The organism is Kosakonia sp. HypNH10 (genome assembly GCF_029850615.1).
Taxonomy (GTDB): Bacteria; Pseudomonadota; Gammaproteobacteria; order Enterobacterales; family Enterobacteriaceae; genus Kosakonia; species Kosakonia cowanii.
On sequence record NZ_JAOTIU010000001.1, the window covers coordinates 286,991 to 300,391 of the forward strand.

Annotated in this window: 12 protein-coding genes; 2 read left to right on the plus strand and 10 right to left on the minus strand. The window is 56.7% G+C overall.

The window, feature by feature from the left end; genetic code table 11:
• Entirely contained in the window at positions 1 to 285 is a 285-nt protein-coding gene (locus N7V53_RS01470) for a hypothetical protein (RefSeq protein ID WP_279791710.1), read from the minus strand.
• A 212-nt stretch (positions 286 to 497) separates the two neighbouring features.
• Positions 498 to 1,766, minus strand: coding sequence for a tail fiber domain-containing protein (locus N7V53_RS01475; protein WP_279791712.1), 1,269 nt, complete (start codon positions 1,764 to 1,766; stop codon positions 498 to 500).
• Between the two features lie 151 nt (positions 1,767 to 1,917).
• On the opposite strand from N7V53_RS01475, the gene N7V53_RS01480 reads away from it, so the two are divergent.
• Positions 1,918 to 2,169, plus strand: coding sequence for a hypothetical protein (locus N7V53_RS01480; protein ID WP_279791714.1), 252 nt, complete (start codon positions 1,918 to 1,920; stop codon positions 2,167 to 2,169).
• A gap of 5 nt (positions 2,170 to 2,174) precedes the next feature.
• Here the strand turns inward: N7V53_RS01480 and N7V53_RS01485 are convergent, their stop codons facing one another.
• Positions 2,175 to 3,128, minus strand: coding sequence for a hypothetical protein (locus tag N7V53_RS01485; protein ID WP_279791716.1), 954 nt, complete (start codon positions 3,126 to 3,128; stop codon positions 2,175 to 2,177).
• A complete protein-coding gene (locus tag N7V53_RS01490; protein WP_279791717.1) occupies positions 3,128 to 6,889 on the minus strand; it encodes a phage tail protein in 3,762 nt (1,253 codons plus the stop codon). Before N7V53_RS01490 ends, N7V53_RS01485 begins: the two co-directional genes overlap by 1 nt.
• A 163-nt stretch (positions 6,890 to 7,052) precedes the next feature.
• Here N7V53_RS01490 and N7V53_RS01495 point away from each other — a divergent pair, with 163 nt between their 5' ends.
• Positions 7,053 to 7,271: a hypothetical protein gene (locus N7V53_RS01495; protein WP_279791718.1), complete on the plus strand. Its 219-nt coding sequence runs from the start codon at positions 7,053 to 7,055 to the stop codon at positions 7,269 to 7,271.
• Here N7V53_RS01495 and N7V53_RS01500 read toward each other — a convergent pair.
• Genes N7V53_RS01500 through N7V53_RS01525 form a run of 6 tightly spaced genes read right to left on the minus strand, consistent with a single transcriptional unit; the run spans position 7,254 to position 13,366 of the window.
• Complete coding sequence (locus tag N7V53_RS01500; RefSeq protein WP_279791719.1) at positions 7,254 to 7,433, minus strand: hypothetical protein; 180 nt, start codon at positions 7,431 to 7,433, stop codon at positions 7,254 to 7,256. The genes N7V53_RS01495 and N7V53_RS01500 overlap by 18 nt on opposite strands.
• Positions 7,434 to 7,464: 31 nt before the next feature.
• A complete protein-coding gene (locus tag N7V53_RS01505) occupies positions 7,465 to 8,064 on the minus strand; it encodes a tail assembly protein (protein WP_279791721.1) in 600 nt (199 codons plus the stop codon).
• Positions 8,064 to 8,774: a C40 family peptidase gene (locus N7V53_RS01510; RefSeq protein ID WP_279791723.1), complete on the minus strand. Its 711-nt coding sequence runs from the start codon at positions 8,772 to 8,774 to the stop codon at positions 8,064 to 8,066. Before N7V53_RS01510 ends, N7V53_RS01505 begins: the two co-directional genes overlap by 1 nt.
• A gap of 1 nt (position 8,775) precedes the next feature.
• Positions 8,776 to 9,534: a phage minor tail protein L gene (locus N7V53_RS01515; protein WP_279791724.1), complete on the minus strand. Its 759-nt coding sequence runs from the start codon at positions 9,532 to 9,534 to the stop codon at positions 8,776 to 8,778.
• Positions 9,531 to 9,869, minus strand: a complete 339-nt coding sequence (locus N7V53_RS01520) for a phage tail protein (RefSeq protein WP_279791726.1) — start codon at positions 9,867 to 9,869, stop codon at positions 9,531 to 9,533. The genes N7V53_RS01515 and N7V53_RS01520 overlap by 4 nt, the downstream gene beginning before the upstream one ends.
• Positions 9,870 to 9,871: 2 nt before the next feature.
• Positions 9,872 to 13,366, minus strand: a complete 3,495-nt coding sequence (locus tag N7V53_RS01525; protein ID WP_279791727.1) for a phage tail tape measure protein — start codon at positions 13,364 to 13,366, stop codon at positions 9,872 to 9,874.
• Positions 13,367 to 13,401: the final 35 nt, after the last annotated feature.

Below are 13,401 nucleotides of genomic sequence, written 5' to 3' on the forward strand. Positions count from 1 at the left end.
TCACATCACCGGATAGTCGTCGAACGCCGCGGGACGAATGATGTGCGTAACCACGCCCAGCATTTCCACGTCATCCAGGGCGTCGCCCTCGATCGCCTCCCCCTCTTCCGTGATCAACGACGCTCCGCATAACCGCGCGATCTGCCGGCGGCCCATGAAAGCTATCAGCAGCATAGAACCGGTGCCGGCCTGCTTGCGCTGCTCTACAGCCAGAATGTTTGTTCCAATTTCTACGTACTGCGCCGAGGGGCTCAGGCCACTGATGGAAAAAAGAGGATGTGTCATAGGTGCCTCGCCTTATCACTGTTTAAATATACAGCATTCACAAAAGACGACGTTATCAAGGCGAAGCGGCAAGAAGATTTGTCAACGGACTGAGCCGCCTGGAATTTTTCTTAAGCTAAATCATATTTCGACTAAAATTAATACAGCCCCGTAGCCTGCACCAGACAGGCGCGGAATCTAACTGCCCCGTCGCCGGGGCTTTTTTACTGACTTCAGGAGCCATAGCGCAGCTGCTGTACCGTTTCCTCAAGCGCCTCGATTTTTGAGATAGCAACTTTCAGTGCCAGCGCCACATCAAGCAGCATGACGTTAGTGTCGAGGGAAAGGCTGGTTTTCATCGTAAAAGGATTAAGGATGGCGCGTACATATTCCGGGTCGATCTCCTGCACATCCTGTGCAATTACCCCGCGACGCTTTCTGCCCTGCGGATCGTCGTTATAGACGAATGATGTGGGTGAGTATTTCTTAACATTCTCGTATGATTCCTGCCCGTCGGTATACACGATATCGTGTTTGATCTCCCGGTCAGAGTTCGATGCTTTCGTAAAAGTAAACGTACCCGCCTGGTTACCTGATCCACTGCAAATAATGTCGCCGCTCGACATAGAGAACGTCCAGATGCGCGCACCAAACTGGGTTTCATTAGCGGTCTGCATCATAAATGTGTAAGGCCACGCCGACGCGCCAAGGCCCACCGAACCCCATGTCGTATCGAGCTGAAAACCACTGCCGTTGTTATACCCCCACGTCAGCGCCCCTACTGCGCTCGTCGCTGATGTGTCGTTCACCACACGCTGCCTGACGCCCGCATTCTGGGAAGCACTGAGGTAAGTCCCTACGGCACCGGCAGGCATCGAGATCCGACCGGTGATGGAGCCACCTGACTTACCATCCAGGGTGGTCAGTCGTGGATCATTCCCCGCTGCAATGGTGCCTGCGGCAGTACCAACCTCAAGTGTGGCCGCACCGCCAAGCTGAAGCGCCTTTCTTGCACCTGCAGCATCCTTTGCGCCAGTCCCCCCCTGCTCAATACTCAGCGCGGTAGTGAGTCCGCTCAGAGAAGTTATGTCCGAGTTAGCCCCCTTCTTCACCAGCGATTTTTGTCCCGGTACGGTAACCGGTTCGCCGTTGATGGTGATTGTCACGTCGCCGACACCTTTCATAACATCGGCAAAGCCGCTCATGTAGCCCTGGTACATGGTGAAAGTTTCAGCGATATCCTGCGCCAGACCGTCAACCGAAAGGCTGTCACTCAGCAGAATGGCGAACTTCGTGCCGGCGGGCACCGCCGGGCTGGCAGCCGGCGTCACCGTGAGGCTGGTCGCGCTGTTGATGGCGGTGATCTGGAATGCCTGCGCCGGGCTGGTCAGTGCCAGCACCGTGCAGCCGTTACGAATAAGGGAACCTGCTGCGGTGAAATTCGTGCCGTTGCCGGTCAGGGTATTGCCGCTGACCGCGATGGAGCCAGTTGTGTAAATCATGTTTTCTCCGGGCATGGCGCCAGATTAAGGCGCGTATATGAACGATCGATAAAGTCGATCAATCAGGAAATATTGATCTGTTTAATCTATTTAGCACCTGACCAGGCGGCCAATAGAATGGATCCACATCCATACTGTTCAGGGAATAAAGATGAAAATAATTAACGCTGCGGCGGTTGTGCTGTTTTCGATACTGGCGACAGGCTGCGCCAGCAATACGCCGCCTCTGTGCTATAACGGGGCGGTGGTAATGAAAAGCCCGGTGGCGGTACCGGTATTCGGCATAAGAAAACCGGTCAGCACCACCGAATATCTCTCCGGCGGCAGCTTCGGTTATCAGTGGGTTGAGCGGAGTGCTTTTACGGATACCGCGTCCTGCGACAGGCTGCCGCTGACGGAGTGATACTATCAGGCCAGGCCAAGGGCATATCTGTAGTACTGATCATAGAACTGCGTTTCGATATACCCCACCCCGCCACATGCCCACCCCCGCATTCGCCTGCCCTCGTCGGGATTGCTGATAAAGGTGCTCTGGAATACTTTTCCCACCTGCACCTTATAACGGGTCCCGTCATTTCCCGCTGATGCACACATGAAATTGCTGTACCCCGTCGGATAAGCCGGGTCCTGCGGCACGAAGATGTGTGCCGTGACGCTGGACGATACCGCCAGCGGCGTGTCGCTGGTGATATCCCCGTTCGTCAGCGGGTTAACCTGAAGGGGAAGGCAGTTGCTGTGCCAGACCATCTGTCCGTCGCGGTAGAGATAGAACCCGTAATCAGGAATGTTCGCGAGAATATTCGAAAACACATACACCCGGCATCCGCTCTGATTGCTGCCGTCCGTCGGAAACTGCAGGGCATGATACCCGTTGGCCGTGGCGGGCTTCCACCAGCTGATGTCCATTGCCGCCCCGGTATGCCGGTGAAAGCACATGACCGGATTGCCCGCCGGAACCTGCGTCTGCACAGTGCGCGCGCCGGCAGGCACATCGATGATTTCCCGCAGGCACAACGGGACATAATTGGGCGCCAGTTTGACCGTCCTCACCCCGTTCAGGTACTGGAAGAGCTGAAAGCCAAAATAGTCACTCTGCGTACCCGCCACCGGGCTGCCGTACACAATCAGGGTGACGGCATTATTGACGTTCCACGACACGGTTAATCCGCTGACACTGACGCTGTAGGTTGCCCCGGTTAACTGCCCTCCCATGAAGTCATTCACGATGGCATACGTCAGTTCCACCCCGGGCAGGGAGTAGGTTTTACTCCCGGTACCGGTGATGGTCATGACATCCAGTACATAGCTGGCCGCCATGGCGTTGATGGCGTCAAAGCTGGTACCTGCAATAAACATCTGCATTATAAGCGTTGCCCCATTACGGCTGCCGGCCGGTTTTGCGCATCGTATGAAATGATGCGGTTATTCGTTATCTGCATCCTTCCCTGGCCCGATACCGCGCCGTTGACCTCAAATGTCCCGTCCGCCTTCATGATGGTCCCGGTCTGCCCGGCCACATAATTGGCGGAATACCACGATCCCACTTTGGCAAGGGTGATCGACGCGTAATTGATAAAGGCTTCGTTGATGAAGGTCTGCCCGTTCTGCACCAGGAACGGCAGACTCACCGTCCCGCCGGCCTGTGACATCACGGCGAAACGGTCCGCCAGAAAGAGCACCTGCGACTGCATGCCCGCCGGGGTGTTCTGCACGCCCAGCCCAATCCCTGCGGCGTACTGGCGGCCATTGGCATCCACACCCACCTTGATGCTGTACATCGCATTCAGGTTATTGTTGATGTCGGCCGAAACCTGAGCATTCTGGACAATCGCCGCCTGCTGACCGTTTACCGTCACTGAAAGGGAGTTGATTCTGGTCGCGGAGACCTGCGAAAAATTGGCCATGGTTTTGGCAAAATCGGTTGCAGTTGCAGTACTGCCACCTGCGCTGGCATCCAGCGTTCTGAGCGACTCCGCAACCGCCTGGCTCGCATCTGCCATAACAGTGTCAACGCGCTGGATGCCTGCGGCGTTAGCGCCGTACTGCACACTCATTCGGTTGGACAGACTGACCTGCGCCAGCGTGTTGGTCATCAGCGCGATGGAATTGCTCTGTATTCCCCCTCTGATTTCATTGCCATCAATGCCCGCGATCTCTGCCGAAATTTCCTCAAAGCGCGAGGCGGTGGAGGAGTCCAGATCCGTCACGGCCTGGTTCAGCACGGTGACATTTGCCGCGTTTTTCTCCGTCTTCGCGGTCAGCTCGTCTACCGCTGAAGCGCGGGCCTCGCTCTCGTTTGACAGCGCCTGGCGCACTTCGGTAATACCGGCGGCGTTCTGGTCTGTCTTTGCCTCCAGACGGATCACATCGGTAACGCGCGCCCCGGTTTCGGTGGCGATAACCTCGCGTAGTTGCTCGAATTTTGCGGAGTTAGCGCCCTGCTGGGCTGATTGTCGTACTACCACGTCGGCGATGGCCAGAGCATTACCGATAATAGCTTCTGCCGTCTGGCGGTTTGCGCCTGCCGCCGCAGCCAGACCGTCGGCGTTCTGCTTCACTGCCTCAGCCAGATCTGCCACTGCCTGGCTGCCCTCCACGGCGTTCTCGATGAGGTCTTTAAACAGGTCGGTATCCTTGATCTGCGCGAGCACAGCCTCAGTAATGTCCGTCACATCGGAGCTGGACTGGCCCCGTACCCAGTTGGTATACCCGGATTCGTTACCGGTCCGGTCCACCAGCTGCGCGCGGTACCAGAAAACCTGACCGGCCTTCAGGCCCATCTGCTGATACTTACGCAGCGGATAGGGCACGTCGGCCAGCAGCATAGCATCGTCGTCGGTGCCGGTCAGGCTGTACTGGATCTCCGTTTTCAGCGTGTCGTCCGTGTTTGCCGGGAAGCCCCAGTTCAGCTCGATACCAAACACAACAGTTTCCGAGGCGGTGAAGCCTACCGGTTTCGGCGGATTACCCACTTTCCCGGTGAGCGTGACCTCAGCTGATGTCGCCCATATGGAAGAGACATCGCTGGCGTTCACCGCCCGTACCCGCACCAGATAACGCCCGGCGTAGATGCCCGGCACCTCGAAACCAAGAGAGGACGTGCGGGGCACGCTCACCCAGTTACCGCTGTCGCGCCGCCACTCGGCTTCGTAGGCAATTGCCCCCTTTACGGCATCCCATGCTACGCGCATGGTTGTGATGGCAATGTTCTGGCTGACCGTCGAATAGCTGTCGATGACGATATTTTCCGGCGGCGCCTGCACGCCGGGCGGGATCACGCTGACCGGCCTTTCATCGAGCCGGGCGCCGGTATCAACCGCAGCGTAAATATCCGGGCTGTACGTCGCGCCTGTCACCTCGAAAGTGCCGTCATCGTTGTCGCGGGTGCCGGTAACGCGAAAGAGTGCGATAAACAGATCGTCAGCATCCACACCCCAGCAGCACTCCGCTTCAGGCGTTTCACTGTAGGCCGTGGTGACGGTGACGATATTGCCGTTAACCGCCTGCACGGTCCGGGCCTGCGCCACCCCTGACGGCAGGTTGAGAAAGAGCCGGTTGCCGGCGCTGACATCCGCGGCACGGTCAAGCGTGATATTACGACCACTGACCGCGCTTACCCTGCCGCCAATCACCCTGCCAGCCAGTTCGTTCGCGGCCACGCCGATCACCTCACCGACAGGGGGAACATCCATACCCGTGCTGAACGTCACCACCTCACCGATGCCGTTCGTGAGCAGCGCCCAGCGCCCGCGCCGGTTTGCCTCTGACTGTCGGGTGCAGCCGATAGCCGTCATTTCGAGCTGGCTGTAATCGAAGCGCATCGCCAGATCGTTGTCATAAACGACTTCGGGCGTGTCTTTGTAGTGATTCGCCGGATCGGACCAGTTCACCAGCGCGGCAGTGTTGCGCGTGGTTTCGCTCGGATCGGCGAAGGTAAATTTACCGTCGACCACACTGGCATGGTTATAGATGTGCCAGAGATCGCGGGGCATATCGGCCAGCACATACAGCTTGTTGTCGCCCCAGTAGGTCATGCCGCGGAAGATATTGGCAAGGTCGCGCAGCACCGTCCAGGCGTCATTGCGTTCCTGAATGTAGACGTTGCAGCGAAAACGCGGTTCCGTGCCGCTGCCGCCTTTACCATCCGGTACCGGCTGATCGCAGTACTGCGCGATGCGGTACAGCTCCCATTTATCAATCTGGGTTGCATCAATCCTCTGACCAAGCCCGAAGCGCTCATTCAGCACGATGTCGTAATAAATCCACGCCGGGTTATCGGTCCACGCCCATTTAAACCCGCCTTCCCAGGTGCCGGAATAGGTGCGCGTGTCAGGATCGTAGGTATCAGGCACGCGAATAATGCGCCCCTTCGGATTGCACACCACCTGGGGAATGCCGTTCGGGAACTGCTTCGCATCAAATTCAATGTAGAGCAACGCCGTATTGGGATAACGCAGCTTTGCATCGATTATTTCGGTGACTGCCTCGACCCGCATACTGTCCACAACATTCACCGTCGTTGAGTCAGGCGTTATCCGGCGCACGCGAAGCTGCCAGCCGGTGGTGGCTTTTGGCAGGTCGATACGGTGACTGCGCTCATAGAGGGTGGTGGTCTTGTCATCGACAGCGCCGTCGACCACCGTCTCATATGCGCCGCCGTCGACAGACAGGTCGATGGCATACTCAACGCGCGTACCCACCTTATCGCCGTTGTCTTTCTGGTTCAGCAGCGTGGGCCAGCCCAGGCGGATGCGCAGGGCTGAAAGCTGGGTATTGGAGACAGAGCGGACATACGGCACGGCAGCTTTGAGTTCGTAGGCGACCTGCAGCTCATTCTCAACGCCCGGAAATCCCTGAATATAGCTCTGATCCTGAGTGCCGGAGCGGAACTCATATTTTACGTTGTTGAAGTTGTAACTGCCGTCGGCATTCTGCAGCGGGGTATACGATGACGCGTCGCCGAGAAAAATGCTCCGCCCGTCCAGCCCGCCGGCGAACTCCCCTTCGCCGAGCGCGACAAGAATTTTGGCTCTGGCTATGGACTGAATACTGTCCGGGGCTTCCACTGGCGTGCGGGTCTTGGTACCACCACCTTTCCGCCCTTTAATAGCTGTGTTCGTCATATCGCGCCCATAAAAAAAGCCGCCTGCTGGCGGCATATAATGATGTGATATATCCAATAGCCTGGATATGGTGAGTATTCAGCCATCAGTATTGGGCCATTTTTGTGCTGAGCCTATGAGAGATGAGAGATGACTGATAACTACCAAATCACAGGAGATACCAATGATGGATGAAAAATTTATTAACTTTGAATTTACCTTAAGTGAGAGAGTGCCAACCGAAGTGGCACTGGAAATAGTTGCGCTCAGGCAAGCAATTCTTATGCTAACAGCAGCGTTGCCACAAGACACAAGAAATAACGTTGTGAATAATCTTGCAAAAGTAGATTCACCTCAAATGCGAGATATAGTTAAAAACATGCGATTAATTGACGCCGATTAACATAGTGCCTTTATATTTAGCGGTCTTTTGTCGGGCCGCTTTTTTCTGATCATTAACAAACACACTATCGGAGTGTAATTGCTCGTCATTTAAGGAATTATGGGGCTCCTCCAGTTGAGCACTTTTCATTTCAAGTGTCTCAACGCGTTGTTCTAAAGTCATAATATCTCCTTAGCTTCTTCTTTCGATTAAATTATTGCTGATCTTCTGCGTAAATGCCGGCTGAAATGATAGCGCCCCCGATCTCCCGCTGGCCGTAGAGAAGAGGTACCGGGTTGCCGCTGGCGGTGGTGTTGACCGGGCCGCCGAATGCATAGGAAGGCTTGTTATCCGGATCCTGACGCATCCTCATCCCCGCCACCTGCGGCGACAGCAACTGAACCACGCCCCCCAGCGCCATCGATGCGCCGACCAGCGCAACATTCAGCGCGACCCCTTTACCAATAAGCCCGGCCCCGGCAGGGCCAAGGGCGATACCCCCGGCAATCAGGGCAACCCCGAGCACCGCCTGGAAGATGCCGGCACGCTTGCTGCCGCGGATCACCGGGATAATGCGCAGCTCATCGCCCGGACCGAGAAGCGAAAACTCTTCCTGACCGATGTTCCGGCGATCGCGAAAGATAACGAAATCAAGCCCCCTGGCACGCGCCTCGCGGAGATAATCCTCAAAGCCGTCCACCGTGCTGGACAACGCCCTGAAAACCTCGCTGGCAGAGGACAGCGCCCGGCGGTGCGTGCGCCCGAAACGCTGCGCCATCGATCCGCTCAGTTTAATAACGGTCCGTTTTTCCATCACATCAGGTCCTTGTAGCGTAAAACTTTAATGGTCCGGTCACGGTAATAGCCACCATACGGAATGCGCTGGCTGAGCTGCCCGTACAGGTGGTGCAGCAGCATGTTGCCCTCCAGCAGGACGCCGGCATGATTTGGCACGCTGGCCTGCACCTGCATAATGACCATATCGCCGGGCTGCGGGGGACCGTCGAATTCCCTGAAACCGCATGCGTACCAGTTATCCATATAGAGGTTTTCGCCCTCCTCCCACCAGTGGCGATCGACGCTGTAGTCGGGCAGCGCGATACCGTGTTCAGTGCGGAAGTAATCACGGATAAGGGACCAGCAGTCAGCATGCCCGAGAACAAACTGACGCCCGGTCAGCGGGCGATCGCCGCGCGGCATGATGGTGCGGATGTCGCCTTCAGGCCATGAAGCGATCACCCACGGCACTTCGGTCGCGTCGCACATCAGCATGTCGAGCTCGCTCGGCTGCGTCGTGGCACCGTCGCCGGGGTGGCTGTGCACCACGGCAACCACCGTGCCCTGCTCTTCGGCTGCCGCGTAATCCTCCGGCGACAGTTCAAACTGCTCCTCCGGGGAGGTAGCCAGATTCCGGCAGGCGACATACTTCTCAACCCGTCCCTTCTGGATCACAACACCGCAGCATTCAGCCGGATACGCCTGCGCCGCATGCGCCAGAATCGCGCTGATTGTCTTGTCCCGCATGTTACCCCCTCAGAAGTGATGCGCCTGGCATCCCGCCAAAATCGACTTCGTTTTCGGCCCCGAATCGCGGCTTGCACCCGGTGGACAGGAGGCCTGAGCACACGTCCTGAGACGGATCATCGACCGGGTTGCCGTCCTTATCGAACCAGCCATTCTGCCCGGCATAGGTACAGCCATTCCCGGTTTTGTACCATCCTCGCATGCACCAGGTGCACATGGGCTGGATCTGGCGCGTGGGAATAAGCTGCCCGCGCAGATCTGCCGGGCTGGACAACTCAAACTCAACGTTTTCATCGTCCGAACCGGATTTACGGTCGATGTAGTAGACCTGCCTGCGCTCCTCTGTCGGGTTAGCGGCAGGATTACCGTCAGCGAAATTACGGGCATCAAGGTAATGGGCAAATGTGTCGTGGATGATCACTTTTGCCTTCGCCATCCCCTGAAAGCGACGACAGAGCGCGCCTATCGTGCCGCTGATATTTGCCACGGTCAGTGTCGGGCGGGCGCTCTGCCCGTCGCTGCTGACGGACAGGCCGGTCAGTTCAAAAGGCCACGCACCGTACTCCAGCCCCTGCCACCAGACCGATTTCGGCTGGAGCTTCGACGCATCGCCGCCCGCAGCAATGATCTCGGCCTCTGTGTGAGGGAGGGTTTCGTTATGAAACCGCAGAATGCCTGCGCCGAACGCCTCGCCGTCAACCTCGATAAGGCGGACACGGCTGCCCGGCTCCAGCTTCTGGACATCAGATGAAATGCTCATGGATGGTATGCCTGAATGAATGTGGTGCTGAGGGTGTATTTGTCGTTGCCGTGGGTGGCTATCTGGAGGGATTCAGATCGCCATAACCCCGCGGACTCCAGGGGCGGTTTCCAGATGAAGGACTTCCAGCCGCCGTGCCGCTTCAGAAACGCCTTTATGGCCTGGACATAGGCTTCATCGCCGGTAAAACTCACGCTCCACTGCGGGGTGACCGGGTTAATACCGTCCCCGGCCACCTGTGCATAATTATCCCCGAACTGAGCTTTGCGGGTGCGGAAACTGGTATCAGCCTGCGCCGCCACCTTCGGGCACCAGGAGAAGGTCTCAACTGCCATGATTACGCTCCTTTCAAAAGCCGCCACAATGGCGATCCGGGCATGCTGGCCTGCTCATTAATTACGGTCACGATTGCATCCTTGAGTTGCCTGCCGGCAGTTGCGGCAGCCCCCTGCCCTGCCGTGGACTGCGCACCGCCATTGATGTTGATATCGCCGAACGACACGGACGGGCCGCCGCCGGAAAACTGCGGCGCGCCAACTGCGCGAACGCCGAGCGAACCGTCAGCTGCGCGCGTGAGCGGCATAATCGCCTCCGGACCGGCCTCACCAAAAACCCCGGCTCCTTTCGCAAAGGCAAACAGCTGCGGGGTCTGGTAGACACCACCGCTGTATGCACTCAGAGAGGGTGAGTCGTAGACATTACCTTTGGCGTTGAAGGTGAAGTTTGAGGCGGCGCTCTGAATGGCCGTCCCGCTGCTGGCCGTTGCCGCTGAGGAGGCTCCAAAGCTGAAAAGCGAACCGAGAGAACTTGCGGCATTCGCGACCATCATATTAACGAGAACGGTCTCGATGATTTTCAGCACGTTCATGCCCCAGTCCTTCCAGCTGTCGAGATTGCCGTTGAGCATGTCGGTAATGGTGGTCACCGCCCCGCCCATGGCCTGTTTCATCCCGTCGGCAGCCATCGCGGAATAGTCGGTCGCCTCGTCCACCCAGTTCGCATAGCCCTCAGACATGCCCGTTAACCAGTCACCGCGCTGCGCATCGGAAGCGGTGTAATACCCTTCCTGGTCGCGCAGTCGCTCTTCCAGATAGCGTCTGTTGAGTGCCAGCCCCTGCTGGTAGAAGGTTTCATCTATATCCCCGGCCTGCCGCTGCCGGAGCAGATCGGTATTCTTCTGTTCAAACTCCTTGCGGATATTAAACTGCTCCTGCATCCGCTCACGGAACCGGGTGCCCTGACCGTAACCAATGAGCTGCGCATCATTGGCCGCACGGGCGCTGGCGTTGCTGTCAGCCAGATTCGCCTCGTAATTACGCAACTGCTCACGCAGTTTGACCTGATCGATTAACGCAGCGTTGCGCATCAGTTCAGCCTTCTGCGCCTTGTCCAGGGTGGACAGTTCACCTTCAACCACCTGGTACTTCACCCTGGCAAGTTCGGTGCTCTGGCCCTGAAGGGCGATCTGCTCCTTCTGCTGCTTGATCATCCTTTTATAAGCATCAGCGGCCTTTTCTTCGTCCGTCTTTGGCCCTTTGGGCTGCTTTTTGTTGGCCTCGTTATTGCGCCACTCTTCAAGCCCGTTATTGATAAACTCAAGCCGGTTGGTTTGATAGCGCGGATCGGTAGTAACAAAACCGAGTTCATCAGCGGCATAGCCAAGGCGTGCGCGCTCTTTTGCCTCGCCTTTCAGGCGGGAGAGAGCCAGATCGCGGCGGCTTTTTTCGAGCGCATCGGTCTGTTTCTGCGAGGCTTCTGCCTGGGGAACACGCAGGGGTGCCAGTGTCATTCCCTGACGGGCCATCAGTAACTGATTGCCAAGCCCGAGCAACTGGTTAAATCGTTGATGCTGACCGTTCATCATCAGCAGGGACTGATAGGCTGCGTTCTGGTGTGCCGCCTCCTCTCGAATCAGTGAGACGCGACGGTACTGAAATCCCTCGAGTGCTTGTTGAATGGAGGCTGCTTTCTCCTGCATCTGAGAAAGTCTTTCCTGTTCAACTGACAACTGCTCAGTTGCAGTAGACAGTTCATCAGTTACAGTCTTCATAGATGTAAGGTGGTTTATCATGAAACCATCTTTAGTTGTCGGACCAGGGTTATTGATCAGATACTGCGATCCGGCAATTTGTACTTTCAGACTTTCGATTTTGCTTTTTTGCTCATCAATAAGCCTGTTCTGTTCATCAAGAGCTTTTTTTGCTTTCTCTCCATTATCTGAAGCTTCGGGCAGAGACATTTCCCTGGTCTTTTTGCTTACCTCATCTATCGTTCTGCCGTACTCCACAGCTGCGCGGCGGGCTTGCTCCTGATTTTGATACGCCGCATACCACCCACCAGCCACTAACATAAGCAGGCCGGGATAGCCGCCGATAATTCCCAATGCGCTATTCATGAGTCGCGATCCGACTGCCGTGACACTGTTTAAATTGCTTTGAGTCGAGACGCGGTTAGCCAGGTTCCTGTCACGCGCGGCCTCTGCCTGTGCCAGTCGTCGTTCAGCAACTGCCTGAACATCCGCATTCTTAGCAGCTGCCAGACCTGCCTGAGCACGCTCAAGCGCTGCTCTGGCTCTGACTTTCTCTGTTGCTGTGCCTCCGGCAAGAGCCGTCGTGAGCCTGGCCTGAGCTGCTGTTACCCTTGCCTCTGCAGCCGCTACTTTTTCCTGCTGAGCAGCCTGAACATCAGCGCCCTTGGCTCTCTGCAAGGCTTGCTGCGCGCGATAAACATCGGCTCTTGAAGCCGCTACTGCTGACTGGGCCGCTTTGTCTTGAGCTACAGCTAGGGCAACTTCGGACTTAGCAGCAGAGATCAAAGCACCTGTCGCACTTGTGGCGCTGGTAACAATTCCGCCGAGGTATTTAGCCAGACCAACCCCCACCAGCGCGCCTGCGACTGTGGTGATGGTTGACATATTGTCAGCCACGTCACTCAGAGCACCGCTGACCGCGGATGAAGTAAAGGAGTCCAGTGTCTGTGCTACGCCATCAAGGCCACCGGACAGCGCATCCGTGGCACCCGTTGCTGCGTTAACACCACCAACCCACCCCATGAACGAGTTAGTGACCTTTTGCAATGAGCCTGAAACAGTCTGCGGCATCGTTGCAAACTCACCCTGTAACGCCCCGAGCTGGCTCATTAGTGCTGGCACCACTTTATCGATCGTCAGCTTTCCCTGGTCGGCCATACTTTTGAGATCTTTGCGCGCAACGCCCATGCCTGTAGCAAGGGCACGGATGACACGATCACCCGCCTCGTTGACCGCATTAAACTCTTCGCCACGCAATACGCCCTGTGCAAGTGCCTGACTAAACTGCGTAATAACAGAACTTGACTCCTGCGTACTGGCGCCGGAAAGCTTGAGCCCGGTTGAAACGGCTTCGGTAATTTTGAGCACTTCTTCCGAGCTGTAGCCATACTCGCGCATTGATGCCGCGGCCCGTGCAAAAAGAGAGGCATTATCAGAGAACGCTGTACCGGTTCGCTGACTGATCTCCATAAGCTGACGTTGCGATGTCGCAAAATCATCAGACGAAGACGAAGCCTGTTGAAGGCGAGCATTCACTGAGTTCCATTCGTCCGCAATTTGCACCAGCTTACCGGTAGCAAAGGCCGCTGCAGCGGCGGCGGCAGCTTTACCTGCTGAGGCAAATCCATCAGTGAGATCTGATAATGCCCTTTCACTTTCTTTAGCGGCAGCTGCAGCTTGTCGCCCTCCGTTTTGCATTGTTCGATAGTAATCTGCACCCATGCGCTGTGCTCGGGTGATTTCACTCTGGAATGAACTGGAGTCAGCCGAAATTTTTATAATAAGTTCGCGAAGCGTTGCCATTACCATTCTCCGGACGAAAAAAAACCGCCGGAGCG